The organism is Roseibium aggregatum IAM 12614 (assembly GCF_000168975.1).
GTDB classification, from domain to species: domain Bacteria; phylum Pseudomonadota; class Alphaproteobacteria; order Rhizobiales; family Stappiaceae; genus Roseibium; species Roseibium aggregatum.
The window spans coordinates 21,166-43,524 of record NZ_AAUW01000009.1 but is presented as its reverse complement, the minus strand read 5'-3'; the positions used below and the strand labels follow the sequence as shown (position 1 = coordinate 43,524).

The 22,359-nt window shown below is 58.6% G+C and carries 20 protein-coding genes; 7 read left to right on the top strand and 13 right to left on the bottom strand.

The features are described 5' to 3' along the window. Positions 1-134: 134 nt before the first annotated feature. The 6 genes from SIAM614_RS13385 to SIAM614_RS13360 form a co-directional block, all read right to left on the bottom strand. Positions 135-1,235 (bottom strand): branched-chain amino acid ABC transporter substrate-binding protein, encoded by a 1,101-nt coding sequence (locus SIAM614_RS13385; protein WP_040440246.1) that lies wholly within the window; start codon positions 1,233-1,235, stop codon positions 135-137. Between the two features lie 146 nt (positions 1,236-1,381). Then, positions 1,382-1,750, bottom strand: coding sequence for a DUF6867 family protein (locus SIAM614_RS13380; RefSeq protein ID WP_006935274.1), 369 nt, complete (start codon positions 1,748-1,750; stop codon positions 1,382-1,384). A gap of 9 nt (positions 1,751-1,759) precedes the next feature. Beyond that, the gene (locus SIAM614_RS13375; protein ID WP_006935273.1) at positions 1,760-2,491 is read right to left on the bottom strand and encodes an ABC transporter ATP-binding protein; all 732 of its coding nucleotides are present in this window, start codon (positions 2,489-2,491) and stop codon (positions 1,760-1,762) included. After that, entirely contained in the window at positions 2,488-3,333 is an 846-nt protein-coding gene (locus tag SIAM614_RS13370; protein ID WP_006935271.1) for an ABC transporter ATP-binding protein, read from the bottom strand. Before SIAM614_RS13370 ends, SIAM614_RS13375 begins: the two co-directional genes overlap by 4 nt. Continuing rightward, on the bottom strand, positions 3,330-4,664 hold the full coding sequence (gene livM / locus SIAM614_RS13365; protein WP_006935270.1) for a high-affinity branched-chain amino acid ABC transporter permease LivM: 1,335 nt from the start codon (positions 4,662-4,664) through the stop codon (positions 3,330-3,332). Before livM ends, SIAM614_RS13370 begins: the two co-directional genes overlap by 4 nt. A gap of 3 nt (positions 4,665-4,667) precedes the next feature. Beyond that, positions 4,668-5,603 (bottom strand): ABC transporter permease subunit, encoded by a 936-nt coding sequence (locus SIAM614_RS13360; protein ID WP_006935269.1) that lies wholly within the window; start codon positions 5,601-5,603, stop codon positions 4,668-4,670. 305 nt (positions 5,604-5,908) lie between these two features. Between SIAM614_RS13360 and SIAM614_RS13355 the strand changes: the two genes are divergently transcribed. From SIAM614_RS13355 to SIAM614_RS13345, 3 genes are all read left to right on the top strand, one after another. Further along, a complete protein-coding gene (locus SIAM614_RS13355; RefSeq protein WP_006935268.1) occupies positions 5,909-6,799 on the top strand; it encodes a helix-turn-helix transcriptional regulator in 891 nt (296 codons plus the stop codon). A 70-nt stretch (positions 6,800-6,869) separates the two neighbouring features. Beyond that, positions 6,870-7,334: a tRNA (N6-threonylcarbamoyladenosine(37)-N6)-methyltransferase TrmO gene (gene tsaA / locus SIAM614_RS13350; protein WP_006935267.1), complete on the top strand. Its 465-nt coding sequence runs from the start codon at positions 6,870-6,872 to the stop codon at positions 7,332-7,334. A 99-nt stretch (positions 7,335-7,433) separates the two neighbouring features. Then, on the top strand, positions 7,434-9,548 hold the full coding sequence (locus SIAM614_RS13345; protein WP_006935265.1) for a 3-hydroxyacyl-CoA dehydrogenase NAD-binding domain-containing protein: 2,115 nt from the start codon (positions 7,434-7,436) through the stop codon (positions 9,546-9,548). 283 nt (positions 9,549-9,831) lie between these two features. On the opposite strand, the gene SIAM614_RS13340 is transcribed toward SIAM614_RS13345, so the two are convergent. The 6 genes from SIAM614_RS13340 to SIAM614_RS13315 all read right to left on the bottom strand — a co-directional run bounded on the left by SIAM614_RS13340 (position 9,832) and on the right by SIAM614_RS13315 (position 16,256). Continuing rightward, positions 9,832-10,860, bottom strand: coding sequence for a phosphotransferase family protein (locus SIAM614_RS13340; RefSeq protein WP_006935264.1), 1,029 nt, complete (start codon positions 10,858-10,860; stop codon positions 9,832-9,834). Between the two features lie 235 nt (positions 10,861-11,095). Further along, positions 11,096-12,331: an acyl-CoA dehydrogenase family protein gene (locus tag SIAM614_RS13335; protein ID WP_006935263.1), complete on the bottom strand. Its 1,236-nt coding sequence runs from the start codon at positions 12,329-12,331 to the stop codon at positions 11,096-11,098. A 9-nt stretch (positions 12,332-12,340) separates the two neighbouring features. Beyond that, positions 12,341-13,327, bottom strand: a complete 987-nt coding sequence (locus tag SIAM614_RS13330) for an NAD(P)H-dependent flavin oxidoreductase (protein ID WP_006935262.1) — start codon at positions 13,325-13,327, stop codon at positions 12,341-12,343. Further along, entirely contained in the window at positions 13,321-13,818 is a 498-nt protein-coding gene (locus SIAM614_RS13325) for a MaoC family dehydratase (protein WP_006935261.1), read from the bottom strand. Before SIAM614_RS13325 ends, SIAM614_RS13330 begins: the two co-directional genes overlap by 7 nt. Beyond that, the gene (locus SIAM614_RS13320; protein WP_006935260.1) at positions 13,819-14,637 is read right to left on the bottom strand and encodes an SDR family oxidoreductase; all 819 of its coding nucleotides are present in this window, start codon (positions 14,635-14,637) and stop codon (positions 13,819-13,821) included. Then, a complete protein-coding gene (locus tag SIAM614_RS13315; RefSeq protein ID WP_006935259.1) occupies positions 14,634-16,256 on the bottom strand; it encodes a long-chain fatty acid--CoA ligase in 1,623 nt (540 codons plus the stop codon). The genes SIAM614_RS13320 and SIAM614_RS13315 overlap by 4 nt, the downstream gene beginning before the upstream one ends. A gap of 184 nt (positions 16,257-16,440) precedes the next feature. Here SIAM614_RS13315 and SIAM614_RS13310 point away from each other — a divergent pair, with 184 nt between their 5' ends. From SIAM614_RS13310 to SIAM614_RS13300, 3 genes are read left to right on the top strand one after another with little or no spacing between them, the layout of a single operon-like run. After that, positions 16,441-17,388 carry a glycosyltransferase family 2 protein gene (locus tag SIAM614_RS13310; protein WP_006935257.1) on the top strand — a complete coding sequence of 316 codons (948 nt, stop codon included), beginning with the start codon at positions 16,441-16,443 and terminating at the stop codon, positions 17,386-17,388. 7 nt (positions 17,389-17,395) lie between these two features. After that, positions 17,396-18,439: a glycosyltransferase gene (locus SIAM614_RS13305; RefSeq protein ID WP_006935255.1), complete on the top strand. Its 1,044-nt coding sequence runs from the start codon at positions 17,396-17,398 to the stop codon at positions 18,437-18,439. Between the two features lie 37 nt (positions 18,440-18,476). Beyond that, positions 18,477-19,295, top strand: a complete 819-nt coding sequence (locus tag SIAM614_RS13300) for an FkbM family methyltransferase (protein ID WP_006935253.1) — start codon at positions 18,477-18,479, stop codon at positions 19,293-19,295. Here the strand turns inward: SIAM614_RS13300 and SIAM614_RS13295 are convergent, their stop codons facing one another. Next, positions 19,296-20,078: a hypothetical protein gene (locus tag SIAM614_RS13295; protein WP_006935251.1), complete on the bottom strand. Its 783-nt coding sequence runs from the start codon at positions 20,076-20,078 to the stop codon at positions 19,296-19,298. A gap of 296 nt (positions 20,079-20,374) precedes the next feature. Between SIAM614_RS13295 and SIAM614_RS30565 the strand changes: the two genes are divergently transcribed. Further along, positions 20,375-22,330: an acyltransferase family protein gene (locus tag SIAM614_RS30565; RefSeq protein WP_006935249.1), complete on the top strand. Its 1,956-nt coding sequence runs from the start codon at positions 20,375-20,377 to the stop codon at positions 22,328-22,330. Positions 22,331-22,359: the final 29 nt, after the last annotated feature.

Below are 22,359 nucleotides of genomic sequence, written 5' to 3'. Positions count from 1 at the left end.
GAAATGCTCTGACTGCGTCATTCACCGGGAGGGTCGCCAAAAGACCGCGGGCGGTCTGCCGGCAACAAAAAACCCCGCCCGGCAAAGGCCGGACGGGGTCTTGTGCAAAGCACCAAACTTGCAGCGACTATGGCTTATTTATAGTCGTACTTGCCGTCTTTCCACTCGTACCAGACGTAGCCCGGCAGGGTAACGTCACCCTTGTCGTCGAAGGACAGATCGCCGAGAACGGTCTTGAAGTCGCCGTCGTTCAGAGCGCCGACAACGTCGTCATACTCGGTGGAACCGGCAGCAGATGCAGCCGCTGCCCATGCCTGGATGGCGGCATAGGTGTAGAGCGCATAGCCTTCAGCGGTCTTGCCGGCGTCTTCAAGCGCCTTCACGACCGGAGCAGCTTCCGGGTTCTTGCGCGGATCCGGAGAGAAGGTCATCAGGGTGCCTTCGCCGGCCGGGCCGGTGATGGACCAGTATTCGTCGGTCACGAGCGCATCGCCGGAAACGAGGATTGTGCTCATGCCCTGGTCGACCATCTGACGCTTCATCAGGCCGGCTTCGGTGTGATAACCGCCGACATAGAGAACGTCGATGTTTTCCGACTTCAGCTTGGAAACCAGCGCGGTGTAGTCCTTTTCACCGGCCGTATAGGCTTCGTAGAGGGCTTCGGTCTTGCCGGCCGCGTTCATGACTTCCTTGGTCGCATCGGCGAGGCCTTTGCCGTAGGCAGTCTTGTCGTGAACGATGGCGATGTTCTTGTCGCCGAATTCCTCTGCCAGATAGGTGCCGGCAACCTGACCCTGCTGGTCGTCACGGCCGCAGACGCGGAAAGTGCCCGGGCCCGGACGCTCGTCGGTGAACTTCGGGTTGGTGGAAGCCGGAGAAATCTGGACGATGCCTTCTTCCGCGTAGACGGCGGATGCCGGGATGGAAGAGCCCGAGCAGAAGTGACCGGCCATGAAGACCACGCCCTTGCCGACCATCTGGTTGGCAACGGCAACAGCCTGTTTCGGGTCGCAGGCGTCGTCGCCCACTTCCAGCACGAGCTGCTCGCCATTGACGCCGCCTGCTGCGTTGATGTCCGCCACGGCCTGCTCGGCACCGGCTTTCATCTGTGCGCCGAAGGAAGCGTACTGGCCGGTCATCGGACCTGCAGTTGCAATCACGATGTCTGCAAAAGCGGCAGTGGACATAGCCACACCGGCAATCGCAGCAACGCTAGCCAAAAGATACTTTTTCATCATCAACTCCCCTGGTTCCAGTTATCTGGACCACTTGGATTGGAAGCCCGTGCTTCCGTTTTGGCCGGGCCACAGACGATTTTTGTTGTTTTTCGTCCATTCCCTGCCGGTTCCCCATCGGTGCGGAAAATGCACCTCCGGAATTCTCAGCCCTTGGCGTATTTGTCCGTCTGGCCGGTCTTCAACCGCCAACTGAAGGGACTCGTCTTTTCGTAAAGCCACACATACTGTGTCGTCATCTGGCTGGTCCGTGTATAGCGCCATCCTGCCAACCCGAATGCAAGCAGAATGACGTAGTCTACAACCAGATAGTGCACTGACAGCAGCGTTCCGTCGAACAGGGCGAAGGTCAGGAACCTGATCGCCAGGCTCAGCAGGAACACGAACCAGAACAGCACGTAAAGCGGCCGCCAGGTGTTGGCGCAGGCCCGTCCCGTCATCCAGGCCGCACCGCCGCCGAGGCCGCACAGCAGGACAAGAAACACGCCAAAACCGGTCTGATAAAGAATACCCATAGCGCGCTCCTAGTGTCTTCCGCCTTCGAGGTAGGCTGCCTGCACATCCTCGCGGGCAAGCAGTTCCTTGCCGGTTCCCGACATGGTGATCTTGCCGTTCACCATCACATAGGCCCGGTGCGCCAGTTTCAGCGCATGATAGGCGTTCTGTTCCACCAGGAAAACGGTGAGGCCGTCGCTCTGGTTGAGATCCCGGATCGCGTCGAAGATCTGTTTCACGATCAGCGGTGCCAGACCGAGAGACGGCTCGTCCAGAAGCAGGAGACGCGGATTGGACATCAGCGCCCGGGCGATTGCCAGCATCTGCTGTTCGCCGCCCGAAAGCGTGCCGCCACGCTGGTTCCGACGCTCTTTCAGGCGCGGAAACAGGTCGAATGCGCGCTGCAGACCGGCTTCCAGGTCGTGGTTGCCGGCCATTTCGGCGCCCATGATCAGGTTTTCCATCACGCTCATGCGCGGAAAGATCCGCCGCCCTTCCGGAGACTGGGCAATCGACTTGCGCATGATCAGGTGGGTGGGCATGCGGGTGATGTCTTCGCCGTCGTAGATGACCTGGCCGGAGCTTGCCTGCGGCGTGCCGCAGATGGTCATCATCAACGTCGACTTGCCGGCCCCGTTGGCGCCGATCAGCGAGACGATCTCGCCCCGGTCGACGGTCAGGTCGACACCCCGCAGCGCGATGATCTTGCCGTAATGGGTCTCGACGTTTCTGACTTCAAGAAGATGGTTGGAGGCAGTCATATTCCGACCTCCTCTTCCACCGCGTCGACTTCTTCATCCGGAACGCCCAGATAGGCGGCGATCACCTTCGGATCGTCCTTCACCTCGGCTGCGGTGCCGTCGGAGATCTTCTCGCCATAATCCAGAACCACGACGTGATCCGAAATTTCCATCACAACGCTCATGTCGTGTTCAATCAGCAGGATAGAGGTTCCGTGCTCCTTGCGGATGTACTGCAGGAGCGTGTTCAACTCGCCACTTTCCTTGGGGTTCAGACCGGCGGCCGGTTCGTCAAGGCACAGGAGTTCAGGTCCCGAACACATGGCGCGGGCAATCTCCAGACGACGCTGGTCGCCATAAGGCAGATCCGCCGCCGGGGCATCCGCCCGGTCGATGAGCGCCGTCTTTTCCAGCCAGTAGCGTGCCTTCTCGACCGCCTGACGCTCTGCCTTGCGGAACGTCGCCAGGCCGAAGATACCTGCCAGCGAATAGCCCGATGCCAGCATCAGCGGATTGTGCTGCGCGACCATCAGGTTCTCCAGAAGGGTCATGCCGCCGAACAGGCGGATGTTCTGGAACGTGCGGGCGACCTTGGCTTTCGCCGAGATCTGGAAGTCAGCCATGCGCTCGAGCAGGTAATGCTCGCCGTTGGTCCGGTGCATCACGACCCGGCCCTCTGTCGGCTTGTAGAAGCCGGTGACGCAGTTGAAGACGGTGGTCTTGCCGGCGCCGTTCGGGCCGATCAGGGCGGTGATGTCGCCGCGCCCGACATTGAAGGACAGATCGTCAATGGCGACCAGGCCGCCGAAGCGCATGGTCAGATGCTCGATCGTCAGGACGGGGTTTGTCTCCCAGGAGCTCATCCGTGGCCCTCCTGCACGAGGTCGGCACTGATGCCCTTGGCCTTCTTGCCGCTGAGGGTGATCGACGGCATGCGGGTGGAGATGAGGCCGCGCGGTTTCCAGACCATGATGACGACCATCAGAAGCCCGAACACCAGCATGCGGTATTCCTCCAGTCCGCGGAAGAATTCAAAACCGCCGATCATCACCACCGCGGCGATGACGACGCCGATCTGGCTGCCGAGACCACCCAGAACCACGATGGCCAGAATGACCGCGGACTCGATGAAGGTGAAGCTTTCCGGCGAGATGAAGCCTTGCCGGGTGGCAAAGAACGAGCCCGCGAAACCGCCGAACATGGCACCGAGCGCAAAGGCGGTCAGTTTGGTGTGGGTGGTGTTGATGCCGAGCGAACGGCAGGCGATCTCATCCTCGCGCAGGGCCTCCCAGGCCCGTCCGACCGGAAGCTTGCGCAGGCGCATGGTCACGAAGTTGGTGACCAGAGCCATGATCAGGATCAGGTAGTAAAGGAAGATGATCCGGTGAATGGAATTGTATTCCAGACCGAAGGTATCGGCGAAGCCGCCCGGGCCACGCTCGAACTCGATACCGAAGAAGCTCGGCCGCGGAATGCCGGAGATACCGTCCGGACCACCGGTGAAATCGTACCAGTTCAGCAGAACCACCCGGATGATTTCCCCGAAGGCCAGCGTCACGATGGCAAGATAGTCGCCCCTCAGACGCAGAACCGGGAACCCCAGGATAATGCCCCAGAAGGCGGCCAGGATGCCGGCGAGCGGCAGGCAGATCCAGAAGGAGAAGCCGAAATACTGGGCCAGCAGCGCGTAGGAATAGGCACCGACCGCATAGAAGGCGACGTAGCCCAGATCCAGCAGCCCTGCGAGCCCGACCACGATGTTGAGCCCCCAGCCTAGCATCACGTAGGTGGTCACAAGAATGGCAAGGTCCAGATACTGGCGGGACCCGCGCGAGCCATAGGCCGACATCAGCAGGAACGGCAGCACCACGGCCAGGATCAGGAACACCGGCATCGCGTATTTGCCGAGTTTTGCCAGAGGTTTGGCGCTCGGCAGGAAGCCTTTGGCCGTCGCGGTGACCGGTTTGTCGGTCTTCCAGACGAACAGGTTCAGCAGCAGGCGTCCGCCGAAGACGATGGCAACCGCAATGGCAACTGCCGCCCAGCGGTATTCGATGCCGAGCTGGCCGCCGAGGCCGCTTGCGACCTCGGCCTTCATGCCGATCAGAACGCCGAACAGGGCAAGCGCTACCGCGCCCCCAGCCGCCGCATCCTTGAGCGACACCATGAAGAGGTTCTCAGATTTTGCGGACATGGATCAGACCTTCTCCACTTCCGGCTTGCCGAGCAGACCTTCAGGCATGAAGATCAGCACGATCGCCAGGATCGAGAAGGCGGCAACGTCCTTGTATTCGACTGAGAAATAGCCCGACCAGAACGTCTCGATAAGACCGATCAGCAGCCCGCCGAGCATAGCACCCGGCAGTGAGCCGATACCGCCCAGAACCGCTGCGGTGAAGGCTTTCACCCCGGCGAGGAAGCCGATGTAGAAATCGATCACGCCATAGTAGAGCAGGAACATGAGGCCGGCGACGGAGGCCAGACCCGCGCCCATGACGAAGGTCAGCGAGATCGTCCGGTCGACGTTGACACCAACCAGAGACGCCATCTTGCGATCCTGTTCGCAGGCACGCTGCGCACGGCCGAGAGAGGTCTTGTTGATCAGGAAGGTGAAACCGACCATCAGCACCACGGTCACGACGATGATCAGGATCTGCGAGTAGGAAAGCTGCACGATGAAACCGGACCCGTCCGGGCCGCCGTCGCTCAACGTAAAGCCGCCGGAGATCAAAGGTTGCAGGGGCTTGTTGCGCGCGCCTTGCGAGATCTGCACGAAGTTCTGGAGCGTGATGGATGCACCGATCGCCGTGATCAGCGGTGCCAGACGGAAAGACCCGCGCAGCGGGCGGTAGGCGATCCGCTCGACCGTCCAACCCCAGGCTGCAGTCAGAGCCATCGAAATGACCAGAACACCGATAAGCGCCAGTATGAGGAGGGCCACCGGCAAGCCTGCCGTGATGCCGAAAGCGACGATGAAGATCAGCGCGATAAATGCGCCGACCATGAAGATGTCACCATGAGCGAAGTTGATCATGCCGATGATGCCGTAGACCATCGTGTAGCCAATGGCGATCAGGCCGTAGATCGACCCGAGCGTCACACCATTGATCAGCTGTTGCAGAAAGTAATCCATGTTCTTTTTTGTTACCCCCGGAAGCCTTTGCCGCTTCTTAGAACGAGGCATTTTGCCTTCATTAAAGCTTCATTAGCAACTCACGCGAGGTGAGACAATTCCTCTCGCATCAGGGGAAAGATAAAAATAAAAGATTTCCTGTTTTCGAACTTTGAGGAAATTTATTCTTCTTTTTAAAAATTCAGGTCAGAAATAACCGGACCGGGCGGTACGGTTTCGCTTATCCGTCAAACCATCAAGTTAAAGACTGTCCGGACAGTCTTGTCTCTCCGGAAGGTCCTCCGGTAAAGTCCTGTTATTCAACCATGGGCGACGCTTTGCAAGACACCGGCACTCAGCAACTTCAGTTTCTGACCACCAAGGAAGTGGCCGACCTTTTGAGGGTCAAGGAGCGCAAGGTTTACGACCTTGCCGCCGCCAACGAGATTCCGCATCGGCGAATCACGGGAAAGCTGCTTTTTCCCGCAGCCGAACTCCGTTCCTGGATCGAGGGACCGGCTGCCGCTACCGCCGCCGAACGCCCCGGCGTTCTGGCGGGTTCCCACGATCCCTTGCTGGACTGGGCGGTCCATGCCTCCGGCTGCGGGCTGGCCATGCTGTGCAACGGCAGCGCGGACGGCTTGAGCCGCTTTGCCACCGGTGACGCAGCGCTTGCCGGGCTGCATCTGCCTGAAGAAATCGGCTGGAATGTCGAGTCGGTTAGCCGCCTGAACCTGAAGGAGGCTGTTCTGGTCGGCTGGGCGACCCGCAAACGCGGTCTGCTGGTTTCCCGCGAGGCCGCGACGACCATCCGCTCCGTTGCCGACCTGAAAGGCAAACGGGTTGCCCTGCGGCAACCAGGCACGGGCACGGCCCTGCTGTTTTCCAGACTGCTTGCCGAGGCCGGCCTGAGCGAAGCCGATCTGACCATCGGCCCTGCCACTGCCCACACGGAAAACGATGCGGCATCGGCTGTCGCCGCCGGCGAGGCGGAAGCTGCTCTCGGCATCGAAACCGCAGCAAAGCCATTCAAACTGAGGTTCGTGCCGCTGGCCGAGGAATGCTTCGATCTTCTGATCGATCGCCGCTCCTATTTCACTCCGCCTGTTCAAACGCTGTTCGCGTTCGCACGAACACAGGAGTTTCAGGACAAGGCTGCAGCACTCGGCGGGTACGACCTTGAAGGTCACGGCGACGTCCGCTGGCTATCCGCCTGATCCGCACCATCTCATAGCGGTCCGGAGCGCATTCAGGTTCTCATTCAGGCACTCATTCAGGAAAGACACGATGAGCGATATCCGCCCGCATGAAGTCTCGGTTGCGATACCCGAACCGGACGATGCCAGGCTCTTTTTCATCGGCAGGATCCACACGCCCTTCAAGGAGCGCAAGGACTGCCCGCGTCAGGGCAGCGTGGACGGCCCGGAATGCCGGATCGAGATCTTCGACCCCTGGGTGCCGGCATTGCAAGGGCTTGAGCAATACGACCGGGTTGAACTGCTCTATTGGCTCGACAAGGCCAGGCGGGACCTGGTCGTCCAGAACCCGGCGCATAGCGAAAAGACTTTCGGCACCTTTGCCCTGCGTTCGCCCGTGCGGCCGAACCCCATCGGCACCGTTGTGGCGAAACTGGTCTCGGTTGACGGCTCGACCCTGGTCGTGCGCGGACTTGACTGCCTCGACGGCACCCCGCTTATCGACCTGAAGCCTGATCGCTGCGCTTTCACCCCGAAAGCACCGCCGAAGGACTGAACGCGTCACTTGCCCTCTTCGGTCACCTTGACAAGCTCTGCCCGGACCTGACAATCCGGCCCAAAATTTTGCGCCGTTCTGGCGCCAAGGGAGATATTCATGCCTACGGAACCGCTTGCCGGCGAAACCGGTATCAACGACGTCGTCTCAATCGAGATCAACGGCTCTGTCGGCCTCATCGCCCTCGACAATCCGCCGGTCAATGCCGCCTCCCATGCCATCCGCTCCGGACTGTGGCAGGCCGTGGACACGCTGCAGCAGACGGATGGCGTTGAAGTGATCGCGCTTTATGCCAAGGGTCGCACCTTCATTGCCGGCGCCGACATCCGCGAGTTCGGCAAGCCGCCGCTTGATCCGTGGCTGCCGGAACTGTGCAATTTCATCGAAAGCGCTTCCAGGCCCATCGTCTGTGTGCTGCATGGCACCACCCTTGGCGGTGGTCTGGAAGTTGCCATGTCGTGCCATGCACGCGTGGCGCTGAAGGGTTCGAAGGTGGGATTGCCGGAAGTCACGCTCGGCATTCTGCCGGGTGCCGGCGGCACCCAGCGCGCGCCGCGGCTTGCCGGGATCGCGACAGCCCTCGACATGATCACCAGCGGCAAGCCGATGGCCGCGGACGAGGCGTTGTCCCACGGGTTGATCGACCGGATCGTGGAAGGCGACCCGCGCGACATCGCGCTGTCTTCTGCAAAGGACCTGCTTGCCGGTGACCTGCCCAACCGCAAGACGGGCGAATTGACCGCCGAACCGGACCCGGCCGCCATCAAGGCAATGCGTACCAAGCTCGCCAAGAGCCAACCGCTGCTGTTCTCGCCGCACAAATGCGTCGACGCCGTCGAGGCCTGCCACCTGCCGATCCGCGAGGGCATGAAGGAAGAGCGCCGGCTTTACGAGGAATGCATGGCGAGCCCGCAGCGCGCTGGCCTGATCCACGCCTTCTTTTCCGAGCGTGCCGTCACCAAGATCCCCGAAGCCACGGCGACCGCGCGCGAGATCAACTCTGTCGGTGTCATCGGCGGCGGCACCATGGGCTCCGGCATCGCCACCGCGATCCTGCTGGTCGGCTTGCCGGTCACCCTGACCGAACGCGATCAGGACGGCCTTGACCGCGGTGTCGCAACAATCACCAGGAACCTGGAAGGCGCCGTCAAACGCGGCAAGCTTTCCGCAGAAGCCCGCGACGACATTCTGGCCGCAAAACTCACCACCTCGACGGATCTTGCCGCGCTCGCCGAGGCCGATCTCGTCATCGAGGCGGTGTTTGAGGACATGGGCGTCAAGCGCGAGATCTTCCAGACGCTGGACAAGGTCTGCAAGCCCGGCACCGTGCTTGCCTCCAACACGTCCTATCTCGACATCAACGAGATCGCCGCGACGACGTCCCGGCCGCAGGATGTCATCGGTCTGCACTTCTTCTCGCCCGCCCATGTCATGCGGCTTCTGGAAGTGGTGGTTGCTGACAAGACCGGCGCCGATGTGGTTGCGACCGGGTTCGCGCTGGCCAGAAAACTGAAGAAGATCGCCGTGCGCTCGGGCGTCTGTGACGGCTTCATCGGCAACCGCATCATGACCTTCTACAAGAAGACTGCCGATTACATGATGATGGATGGCGCCTCGCCGGAGGAAATCGATACGGCCATGCGCGGCTTCGGTTTTGCGATGGGCCCCTATCAGGTGGCCGACCTTGCCGGGCTCGACATCAGCTGGGCCGCCAACAAGCGCCGCGCCGCCACCCGCCCGGCCGAGGAGCGCTATATTCCGATCGCCGACCGTCTTTGCGAGAACGGCTGGTTCGGGCGCAAGACCGGCCAGGGCTTCTACATCTATGACGACCAGGGCTCCCGGCCGAACCCGGAAGCGCTTGCGATCATCGATGCGGAACGGGAAAAAGCCGGTGTCACACCGCGCAGCTTCACGGAAGAAGAAATCGTCAGCCGGTTCATGACCGCGATGATTTCCGAAGTCGTGCGCGTTCTGGAAGAAGGCATTGCCCTTCGCCCCATCGACATCGACGCCGTCTTCCTCAACGGCTACGGCTTCCCGCGTTTCCGCGGCGGCCCGTTGCACACCGCAGATGTCATCGGTCCGGGGGAACTGGTTCGCCGGATCGAAGAGTATGCCAAGGAAGACGCCTACTACTGGAAAGTGCCTGGCCTGCTGCGGACGATGTCCGAAACTGGCGGAACCTTTGCGGAGATGAATGCGAAGGGCTGATTGAGGGCAAAACCCAAGTCGCTGCGCGTGGTGTCGATGAGGAAAAGCATACGCCACCACGCAAGATGACACCCCGGCCGGAGCGCGAGCGACGATCTGGAGCCCACTCGCCTCGCGTCTTTCCAAAATGTGTGGAAGAGGTCAGCAACGGTGCGGCTTCTTCCGGAACCTTCTCATGATCTCTCTGGAAACGAGTAGGCCCCGGCTCTCCCTACGGTCGGCCGGGGTGACCTCAAGGGGAAGGGTGCCCCCCAACGGGCCTCTTCCGGCTTGCTGGAGGTGTCTAGCCTTCCTGGGCCGCCTTCAAGCCGCCAGCAGCGTAGTCAGGCACGCTTGCGCCCAGTTTCAGGCCAAGTTCGGGATTGGAGGCGTTGCCGTCGAGGGCGCGTTTCTTGACGCCCTGAAGGATCGCCCCCATGCGGAAGAAGGCAAAGGCCAGGTAGAAGCCGAATTCCGGAATACCTGTGAGCCCCATGCGGGCACAGTAAGCGTCGATGAACTCCCGGTCTTCCGGAATGCCGAGCGGCTTCCGGTCGACACCGGCCAGTCCTCGGCCTTCGGTGCCGGGCGGGCGCTGCCACTGCATGATCAGGGCGGCCAGATCCGCAAAGGGATGGCCGATGGTCGACAGTTCCCAGTCGAGCACAGCGACACAGGCCGGACCGTCTTCCGCAAACAGCATGTTGTCGATGCGATAATCGCCATGCACCAGCGTGCGCCGTCCATCGTCTTCGGGCACATTGGCGTCGAGCCAGGCTATGAGCGCGTCCATCGCGGGAATGGGGCCGGTCTCACTCGCGCGGTACTGCTTGGTCCAGCGGTCGATCTGGCGGCGATAGTAATTTCCGGTGGGGCCGAAGTCGGCGAGGTTTCTGGCTTCAAGGTCAATGCCATGGATGGCGGCCAGAACGCGGTTCATCTCGGCGTAAATGCCGCGCCGTGTTTGCGGATCAAGATCCGGCAAACGCGGATCGTCAAAATTGCGGCCCCGGACGAGATCCATGACGTAGAACGCCGACCCGATCACGCCCTCGTCCTCGCACAGGACATGCATGCGCGCGACCGGCACCTTTGACCCGGCCAGCGCCTTCTGCACCCGAAACTCGCGCTCAACGGCATGTGCGGACTTCAGCAACACCCCCGGAGGCTTGCGGCGAAGCACATAGTCACCAGACGCCGCGCTCAGCCGGAATGTCGGGTTGGACTGGCCCCGGTTGAACTTCTCGGCCCTGAGCGGGCCCTTGAACCCGGGAAGGGTCCGCTCCAGCCAGTTGCTGAGAGCCGGGAGGTCGAGGTCCGTGCCAGGGGTCATGAGGGGGATGTCCCTGAGGTGACCTGGCTTTCCCCAGTCCTTAAGCCTGAAGCGCCACTTACTCCCGCCTCATCCTGAGGAGCCGCGCCAGCGGCGTCTCGAAGGATGGGCCACTTGTACCGGTGTCTGCCGCCCATCCTTCGAGACAGCGCTTCGCGCTTCCTCAGGATGAGGGGGTGGGGAGGTAAGGCATCGTGGCAGTCGCTCCCGATTGAAAGCTGGAGAAAGACCATCCTCACAGCTTCCCGTTGGAATATTTCCGCAGCTCCGTGCGCGCAACCTGACGGCGGTGGACGGCGTCGGGGCCGTCGGCAAAGCGCAGGGTGCGCAGGTGTGTCCACATGGCGGCCAGCGGGAAGTCCTGGCTGATGCCGGCGGCGCCATGCAGCTGCATGGCTTCATCGACCACCTTCAGGGCCGTGAGCGGTGCCACAACCTTGATCTGGCTGATCCAGGGCTGCGCGGCGCGGGTGCCCTGCGTGTCCATCACCCAGGCTGCCTTGAGGCAGAGGAGCCGGGCCATTTCGATTTCCATGCGCGCATTGGCAATGATGTCGTAATTGGCGCCCAGATCCATCAGCTTCTTGCCGAAGGCTTCCCGGCCCATGGCCCGCTTGCACATGAGTTCCAGCGCCTTTTCCGCCTGGCCGATGGCGCGCATGCAGTGGTGGATACGGCCCGGACCAAGACGGCCCTGGGCCACCTCGAAGCCCCGCCCTTCACCCAGCACCAGGTCTTCCTGCGGCACGCGCACGTTGGTGAAGCGGATGTGCATGTGGCCGTGCGGCGCATCGTCAGCGCCGAAGACATGCATCGGCCGCAGCACCTCGATGCCTTCGGCGTCCGCCGGAACCAGGAACATGGAATGGCGGCTGTGCTTGTGGGCTTCCGGGTCGGTTGCGGCCATGACGATGTAGAGCGCGCAGCGCGGGTCTCCCGCGCCCGTTGCCCACCACTTGTCGCCATTCAGCACCCAGCCATCACCATCGCGCACGGCGGTCAGCGCGATGTTCGTGGCATCCGACGAGGCAACATCGGGCTCTGTCATCAGGTAGGCGGAGCGGATATCGCCCTGAAGCAGAGGCTTCAGCCAGTTTTCCTTGTGGGCCTCGGTGCCGTAGCGCTCCAGCACTTCCATGTTGCCGGTGTCAGGGGCGTTGCAGTTGAAGACTTCCGCGGCAATACCAACCTTGCCCATTTCCTCGGCCAGATAGGCGTATTCAACGGTTGTGAGGCCGAAGCCCTTTTCGCTGTCCGTCAGCCAGAAATTCCAGAGCCCGCGTTCCTTGGCTGTGGCCTTGAGGCTGTTTAGAATTTCAAGCTGGCGATCCGTCATCCGGAACCGGTCGCCGGACGGATGACGTCCGACTTCCTCGTGATATTCCCGGTCGAGAGGGGCGATTTCGGTTTCCACCATCTGGCGCACCTGCTCGATCAGCGGCCGCACCCGGTCGGTCATTCCAAGATCCATCACTTCCCCCTAACAGATATCGGCGCGCAGCCGCTCGATGGCAGCGCGGTATTCGGTTTCCAGGCGCTCGACCACGGCAGCGGCCGGCCCGACGGACTTGATCGCGCCGATGCCCTGGCCAGCCCCCCAGATTTCCCGCCAGGCCTTTGGCTTGGGGCTGTCATCCGGCATGACGCTGACATCCCACTCGTCCGGCAGATGATCCGGGTCGAGACCGACCTTGCGAATGGAGCCTTTCAGGTAGTTGGCGGGATGCCCGGTGAAGAGCGCGGAGGTCAGCACGTCCTCGGCTCCGCCCGCGACCATCATGTCCTTGTAGATCCGGTCCGCGTTTGCTTCCTCCGTCGCAACGAAGGGCGAGCCGACATAGCCAAGATCGGCCCCAAGAACACGGGCCGCCAGCAGCGCTTCGCCGGTGGAGATGGCCCCGCCCAGAAGCAACGGCCCGTCGAACCATTCCCGGATCTCGCGCACCAGCGCAAAAGGCGACTGCGGCCCGCCGTGACCACCTGCCCCTGCGGCAACTGCAATCAGCCCGTCGGCGCCCTTTTCGAAAGCCTTCCTGGCGTAGGTGTTGTTGATGACATCATGGAGGGCGATGCCGCCACAGGAATGGGCGGCCTCGTTCACCTCGACCCGCGCCCCCATGGAGGTGATCCAGATGGGCACCTTCCAGCGCGTGCAGATCTCGACATCCCGTTCCAGCCGCTCATTGGACCGATGGACAATCTGGTTGACCGCGAACGGGGCTGCGGGCCGGTCCGGGTTTTCCTGATTGTGCCGGTCGAGCGCTTCGGTGATCTCCTTCAACCAGGCTTCCAGCATGACCGGACCACCGGGCTCATCCCGTGCGTTGAGCGCCGGAAAACTGCCGACAATGCCGGCCTTACACTGGGCGATCACCAGCTTCGGACAGGAGACGATGAAGAGTGGTGCCGCGACAGCCGGAAGCCTCAAGCCCTGAAGCGCCTTTGGAAGGGATCTTGCCTTCAGCATGATTTGTCCGCCTCTCCTTCCAGATAGAACCTGTTCAGCCATTCGGCGACCAGCGCCGGCCGTTTGCCACCCTCGATCTCCACCGTCGACTGCCAGACGATATCGATCTCCTGCGGCTTCGGCCTTGAAAGGCGGGCTAGGACAAACCGCCCGCGCACCCGACTGCCCGCTTTGACGGGCGCCAGAAACCGCACCTTGTCGAAACCGTAATTGATGCCCATCGTGGCGCCCTCGATCTTCGGCTGGGCTTCGACAGCCATCGCGGAGAGGAGCGACAGCGTCAAAAAGCCGTGCGCTATCGTGCCGCCGAAAGGCGTTTCCACCGCCCTTTGAGGATCAACATGGATGAACTGGTGGTCCTGCGTCACCTCGGCAAAAGCGTCTATCCGGGCCTGGTCGATCAGGTGCCAGGAGGACACGCCGACCTCCGTTCCGACAAGCGTCTCCAGCTCGCCTGCGGCAAGGCGGCGCGACAGCGTTTCAGCACGCACTCAATAAGCCTCCTGGAAGAGGTCCGGTCCTGTTTCCACATTGATGCCGCCACTGATGGGCAGGATGGCGCCGGTGACATAAGACCCGCCGTAACCGCAGAGATACTGCATGGCTGCGGCGATGTCGCCAGGTTGACCAACCCGGCCGAGCGGCACCTGCGCCCCGACGCGAGAACGTACATCCTCATCCGCCGTTGCAAAGGCGGTCATGTTGCTGACGAACGGCCCCGGCGCCAGGGCGTTCACCGTGATGTGCCTTGCCGCCAATTCCTTGGCCAGGATCCGCGTCAGGTGGTGCACCGCCGCCTTGGAGGCGGCATAGCTGTAGGCCCTGTCGCCATGGGCGGTCTCTCCCATCACCGAGCCGACATTGACCACCCGCGCCGGGTTGGCGTTGTTGGCGGCCGCTTCCAGAAGCGGCAACAGGCTTTGCGTGAGCTGAAACAGACCGGTGACATTCACCCGCATCACCCGTTCCCAGGCATGGTAGGGAAAGTCTCCAAGCGGCTGGCCCCAGCTTGTGCCCGCGTTGTTCATCAGAATAAACAACCGGTCCGTCCGCCGGTTGACCTCTGCCGTCAGTTCGGCAATGCCTTCTTCGGTCGAGACGTCGCCGGCAAATCCTTCAGCCTTGCCGGGATACCCTTGCCTGTTGAGCTCGTCCGCCGCAGCCTGGCAGGCGGCTTCCTTGCGGCTGGCGATCAGGACACGTGCGCCCACAGCCACAAGGCCCTGGGCTGCCATTTTGCCAATACCTGTGGCACCGCCCGTGACCAGCGCTGTCTTTCCGGTCAGATCAAACAGAATATCCGGCGTCATGCACCACCTTCCGCAAAGTTCTTTCTGAGTGTGAGCTTGGAGACCTTGCCGGTCGCGGTCATCGGCAATTCATCTACATAGACGACATCGTCCGGCACCTGCCATTTGGCGACCCGTTCCGCCAGCAGGCCGAGGATCTCCTCCTTTTGCGGCTGTGCATCGTCGCGGGCCTGCACGATCAACAGCGGACGTTCGTCCCATTTGGCGTCCGGAACGGCAATCACCGCACAATTCGCAACACCCGGATGCGACATGACGATGTTTTCCAGATCAAGCGAGCTGATCCACTCACCACCCGATTTGATGAGGTCCTTGGACCGGTCCGTGATCGTCAGAAATCCGTCCGGGCTGATGGCGGCGATGTCGCCGGTGCAGAACCAGCCTTCCTTGTCGAAGACCGGTTTCGAAGCTTCCGGGTTCTCATAATAGCCGGAAGTGATCGTGTTGCCGCGGACATAGAGATGGCCCGGTGTCTTGCCGTCGTGCGGCAGGCGATTGCCGGCATCATCGACGATCTTCATGTCGACGCCAAAGATCCGCCGCCCCTGGCTCTGTTTCCTGTCGATGCGCTGGTCGAACGGCAGATCCGCCATCGACGGAGGCAGATTGCACTGCGTGCCGAGCGGGCTCATTTCCGTCATGCCCCAGGCATGGCAGACGTTGACGCCCTGCTTCTCGAACCCCTCGATCAGCGAGCGCGAGGCTGCCGAGCCGCCGACGACGATATCGCCGAAGCCATCGGGAAGGCGGCCGCGCTGGCGGATCTCGTTCATGAGGCCGATCCAGACGGTCGGAACGCCCCAGGCGGAGAACACCTTTTCGCGGTCCATCAGGTCGAACAGGCTTTTGCCGTCCAGCGCGCCGCCTGGGAAAATCAGACTGGAGCCGGAAAGCGGTGCGCCATAGGGCAGGCCCCAGGCGTTGACGTGAAACAGCGGCACAACGGGCAGAATGCGCGATCCTTCCTTGAGGACCTTTGGAATGGTGACGCACATGTCGTAGGCATGCAGCACCGTGGAGCGGTGCGAATAGAGCGTGCCCTTGGGGTTGCCTGTCGTACCGGAGGTGTAACAAAGGCCGGCGGCCTGGTCCTCGTCAAAATCCGGCCAGTCCATTTCATCCGGCTGCCCGTCAAGGATCTCCTCGTAACAGAGCACGCCATCCAGCGTCGTTTCCGGCATATGCGCGCGGTCCGTCATGATGACCACGCGAAGGTCTGCCGGAAAATGCGGGCGCAGCTTTTCCACGATCGGCAAGAAGGTGAGATCAACGAACAGCAGCCGGTCCTGGGCGTGATTGACGATATAGATCATCTGTTCCGCCGAAAGACGCGGATTGATGGTGTGGCAGATGGCGCCGATGCCGGAAATTGCATAGTAGAGCTCGAAATGGCGATAGCCATTCCAGGCAAGTGTCGCGATGCGGTCGCTCTCGCCGACACCGAGCGCCTTCAGGCCATGGCCCAGCCGGGCGATGCGGCCGGCGGTTTCCTTGTAGGTTGTGCGGTGAACATCGCCTTCCGTCCTCACGGAAACGATCTCGCCGGCCGGATAAGTATCCGCTGCAAAGGTGATGAGGTCCGCGATTTTCAGCGGACGGTGCATCATCATTCCCTTCATGTGTTTCCTCCCAGAACACTGCCGCTTCATACGGTCCCTCAAGGGCTTGTCCCCGGAGCCTAGCGTGCGGCAGACGTGCTGGAAAGGTCAATTTCCTCCGGGCACTGTTCCGGAAACCCTTTGACAGCGGCAGGCACATGCGCCAAACCCTGCCCAACCCAAGTGGAATGGTTGAGACCCCTTCATGACCCAGAAACTGGTCATTGCCGTTTGCACCGCGCAGCGGCCGAAAATGCTGCAGGCGTGCCTGGAAAGCCTCGACAAGCTGATCGTGCCCGAAAACACGCAGATGGCGATCGTCGTTGTGGAAAACGATCCCGTGCCGCATTTCACAGGTGCCGCCGCTGACGACGTGAAGGAAAGACTGTCCCTGCCGGTTTTCTTCCACCACGAAAAACGCAAGGGCATTCCCTTTGCCCGCAACACGGCACTGGAAGCCGCGCTGGAACACGACCCGGACTGGGTGGCGCTGATCGACGACGATGAACGCGCCGAACCCGACTGGATCGAGAAACTTCTGTCGGCCTGCAAGCAGTTCAAGGCCGAAGTCGCCAACGGGCCCGTGCGCCGGATTTATGAAAAACCGGCCCCGCACTGGTGGAAATCGCAGCTTTTGAAGCCGCAGCCGACCGGCTCGATCATCACCGAAGCGCCGACCAACAACGTGCTGCTGAGTGGCCGCATCATCGCCAGGGCTGGCCTTGGCCTGCGGTTCGACGAGCGCCTGACCTTTGGTAGCGAGGACATCGACTTCTTCCGCCGCACCCATGCGGCAGGCGCCAAGATGATCTGGGTGGATGATGCCTTTGTCGAAGAAGACATTCCGGCCTCGCGCGTCACCACCGGCCGTCTTCTCAGCCGCATGCACATGGCGGCGACCTCCGGCGCCTTCAACATCGTGTTGCGTGAAGGCCGGCTGAAGGCTGCGCTGCATTTCATTCCCAAAAGCCTGCGGCGCATGTTCTTCGGCCTCCTGGCGACAATCGTCGGCTTCGTGCTGAAGCCCTTCGCCAGGAAGCGTGGCGAGAAGCTCTACTATTATGGCCTGATCCGCCTCATGAAAGGCTCCGGCAACCTGCGCGGGCTTCTAGGCCGGGCGCATAACTATTACGATGTGATCGATGGTCACTGACACACCAATGCCGCCAAAAAAACTCGCCCACATCCACCTTGGCGTCGACGGCGGCGCGGAACGGTTCTTCGTGCGCCTGGCGGGTGCTCTCGCGCGACGCGGCGTGGAGCAGGTCGCCTTCATCCGAAAGGACCGACCCTGGCGCGACGACCTTGCCAGACACTGCGATGTGCGCGAGATGACCTTCAGCCGCTCGCACCTGAAACGCCATGTCATCCGCTGGAACATTGCCCGCCAGATCCAGGCGTTCGGCGCGCGTACCACCATGGGCTGGATGAGCCCGGCCAGCAAGTGGATGCCGAAGCCTGGTCCCAACATGCGCACGTTCCTGCGGCTCGGCGACTGGCCGGACGGCTTTCACACCTATGGCAATGTCGAGGATCTGATCGGCAACACGCCGGAGATCATCCGCCAGGCCATCGAAATGGGCTGGTCGGCGGAGCGCGCCCACGTCATCAGCAACTTCGTCGACCCGCTGCCTGCGGATCTGAAGCCGGTCAACCGGGCGGACTACAACACCCCGGAAGATGCCACGGTGCTGATCCACCTCGGCCGCTTCGTCGAACGCAAGCGGTTCGACCTTGCCATTCAGACAGTCGCCGGCCTGCCGGAGAGCGTTCATGCCTGGCTGATCGGCGACGGCGAGCTGATGACCGACATGAAGGCACTGGCCGCCAACCTCGGCGTCGAAAACCGCGTCCACTTCCTGGGCTGGCAACGCGACCCCTCGCCTTTCCTGAAATCCGCCGATATCCTGCTGTGCCCGACCGACGACGAACCGCTCGGCAACGTCGTCCTGGAAGGCTGGAACGCCGGACTGCCTGTTGTCGCCACCGCCTCGCCCGGCCCAAGCTGGCTGATCGAGCACGGCAAGACCGGGCTCTTGTCACCGTGCGGGGATGTCGATGGACTGGTGGGGTCGGTAAAACAGCTCCTCAACAAGTCCGATCAGGAAAGCGCACTGGTTGAAGGTGGCAAAAACCGCCTGGAAGGCCAGTTTTCCGAAGGCGCCATTGGCAAGACCTATTCCACACTGCTTTTCGAGAGCTGATACTGCCCACCGGCAGGCAACCCACGCAGGCGCGAACATGAAAAAGAAAAAAAGACTATACAATTTCATCGTCCGTCAGCCGAACCGACACACCTTCGTGAAGCTTTTCAATTGGTATATCACCTTCTCGAATGCGCTGCGGAGCAAGAAGCGCTGGAACATCAAGGTTGTTTCAGATGAGCCGGTCTTCCGCGTTCTGGACGATGAGGGCCGGGAGATCTCGTTTCTTCACAGCGAGCGAGTCGGCTTCTACCGCTACGGTGTTCAGCCGAGAACCAAAGGCCTTCTGGGCGACTATTTCATCGACATGGCAATGATTTCAGACGGCGACGTGGTCATCGATTGCGGTGCGAACATAGGCGAAATCGGCCTGGGGCTGCGCCTTGAAGGCAAATCCGTCCGCTATATCGCCTTCGAGCCCGGCCGGGACGAGGCCGCCTGCTGCAAGCTCAATAACCCGGATGGCATTGTCGAACAACGCGCCCTGTGGCACGAAAAGACGACACTCAAATTCTACGAAAAATCGGACACGGCCGATTCCTCCCTCATCGAATTTTCCGGCTACGGCTCTGTTGTCGAGGTCGAAACGACCACTCTCAACGACTACTGCGAAGAAAACGACATCCGGTCGATCAAACTATTGAAGATCGAAGGCGAAGGCGCCGAGCCCGAAATCCTCAAAGGTGCAGACAAGATCCTGGACCGTGTCAACTACATCTGCGTCGACTGCGGCCCCGAACGCGGCCTCGCCAAAGAACCCACCCTCCCGGAAGTCTGCCACTTTCTGGTCGAGCGGGGGTTCAGGTTTGAGAGGATTTCGACGAAGAGATTGACGGCTTTGTTTGTGAGGACATGATCACAAAGCCGCATTCCGTTTATTTACCTGTTGCGTTTCAGCCGATAATCGCACTTCAAGTGCTCTTTCAACGACAGTTTTTACATCGATTGACTTTTTTTCTGCGGAAGCAAGCAGTTTCTTTGTTTCTTCGTCGAGATCTTTTATTGATATCTCGTTGTTATTTGCGCAAAATTGTTCTTTTAACCTACGCGATGCTTGATTCTGGCGAACCACAGGACCGTCACGAAGCCCAAACCGTTCCAAAACGCGGTGGCGCAATTTTGGCATTTGGTTCATTTTAGGCTTTTTATAGTATTCTCTTGGAAGAATTTCGAATCTAACTTTTTCTACGCACGACACATTGTGTATAGCAAAGCTAAGAAGAACCTGATCAAAAACGTTTGGGTATTTTTCACAATATTCCCCCCATAAATTCACAATTAAATCTACAGTTTCATTGTAAGCAAAGAACACTACTCCGCTTCGAAAATTATTGCCATCCGTCACATACGCGGCGATATCTGGTTTACCATTAGGAAAAGTCGTGAGCGGCTTGCAAAGTTCCGCATCAGCATCGAGCCACCAAATATCCGATTTCAAACGCTGTCTGGCATCTTTTACGAAATTTGCCTTGAGGGCACAGTTCTCTACCCAACTGCCTTTCGGTTGCAAAGGCTCAACTAAGTGCGGCGCATTAAATCGATTCAAACTTTTTTTAAGGCTCTTAGCCTCCTTTTCATACGGCGTGTTTGCTGTGTAAAAACTGACGACAAATATATTATTTAACGCGCTTTTCAGCATTCTCCCAGAACCCTTCCATGACTGTAATTCGTTCCCAAATAGCGCTATTTTTCCGTATACTGGATTAATTCTTTCGCCGGTCGTTTCTATATCTCCGTGGATGTGTATTTGCCATAAATTTTACGAATTCGAGGCTGGGAAAATTAAGCTCTTTGCGTCTTGCAAAGACATTGAACATCAGAGTGTCGTTAGCGAATTTGTCTATTTGGCGGCATAAGATTTGTGATATGACTACCCGAAATGGCAAATAACATATATAGAAAGCCGAATGTCTCATAGCATCGGTATTATCAGGAATGCAATACAGAGCCGAGATTGATGGTCTAAGAGCGATAGCCGTTGTCTCGGTTGTCTTATTTCACGCAGGTTTTTCTTGGATACGTGGCGGATACGTAGGTGTAGACGTTTTTTTTGTTATTAGTGGTTTTTTAATTACCTTACTTAGTCTGGAGCGACACAGCCAAAAAAAATTTAACATTGTTGATTTTTTCGAAAGACGCGCTCGCAGAATTCTGCCTGCTCTCTTCTGCGTCTGTATCGCAACAACAATCGCCAGCCTGTTTATATTAGACCCACTGCAGATAACTCAATTTTTCGAAAGCTTGACAGCAACTTTCCTCTTCATATCAAATTTCTTTTTCCTTTCTAAAAGTGGCTATTTCGACACGGCTGCAGAATTTAAACCGCTGCTGCATACTTGGAGTCTCGGCACCGAAGAACAATATTACATCTTATTTCCGTTTGCCTTGCTTTTCCTCACCAAGTTACCAAAGAAGATTTCTTTAATAATTTTAGTTTCCGCATTTGTTTTTAGTATTTCTTCAGCGGAAATATTAGTAGAATTAAAATACAAAGACGAAGCTTTTTACTTACTACCATTTCGAATTTGGCAAATGTTAATAGGAGCCAGTTGTGCAGTTTTAATAAGATACAATAAATTCGCCTTCGCCTCTTGTATGTTGCGGAACACCGCCTCCGCTATTGGACTTGCGTTAATTTTAGTCGCCGTCTTGACCTTCAACAACAATACTCCGAGTCCAGGGGCCCACGCCTTAATTCCCACTATCGGCGCTGCGCTAGTGATACTTTTCGCGGGTGATGACAATCTTAGTGGAAGGCTACTCGGATCAAGATACTGCGTCTTTGTTGGATTAATGAGTTACAGTCTTTACCTTTGGCATCAGCCTGTCCTAGCTTTGGCCAGAGTCAACACCGACGGCGAGCTTTCTGTTTCGACCATTATTTTATTGCTCTTGGCGCTCTTACCATTGTCTTATCTGACTTGGCGATTCATCGAATCCCCGTTCAGGTCGAAGAATAAAATCCCCAAAAACGTTTTTGTACCTGCCTGCTCCGCAATGACCGCTGTTTTTATCATTATCGGTGTAGCCGGTACGGCAACGAATGGCTTTTTGCAGCACGTCTACCCGCAATCGTTGGCAAATACGTATGCGATGATATTGGATGCAGTCGACTACGATTTCGACAAGAGCATGCAGGACAACAACGACTGTATATTTTGGACTGAAAGTATAACATCCCAATTTATTGATCGTTTTAAAGCTTGTGAAGTTAAAAACGGAAAGGCACTCGTAGTTTTGGGTGACAGCCATGGGAAGAACCTTTACAACATTGTTGCACAGGCGAAACTACGGAAGTTCGTAGTGGGTTTAGTGCAAGGCGGTTGCCGCCCACACGATAAGATCAAGTCTTGTCAGTATGAAACATTTAAAAACTTTGCTCGAACGAACAATAATAAAATCGATCTTATAATATTTCATCAGTCCGGATCACATCTAATTAGTAATTTAAAAGAAATAGAAGGATCTAACTTTAGTAAAAATATTAGAATACAAATATCAAAAGAGAGGATAAAATATAACTTTTATTACTTAAATAATGTATTTAAAGAAACAGAAATAAATACCCTATGGGTAGGGCCATTTACAGAATTCCGCAAAGACCCAATGAAATCAATAAAACAGAACGAAAAACCTGTATTGGAAACATACACTAGACAGATGACAAACGACATCGACACATTCATTTCATCAATTTCGATTCCCAGTGGCATCGACTATCTATCGTTTAATGAACTTTTCCAGCTGCCTGACCCTATAATTAAAAATGGGTGTTTCTTTTTTAGAGACAAAGATCACTTAAGCCGATGCGCAGAGTCATATTTCGCCTCAGAAATTATCGGCAAACCTCATTTTTTTAGTAAAAGCAGGTTTCCTTTCGAGCAAATGTAGACAGAATAACTTTATTCACTAAACACGAT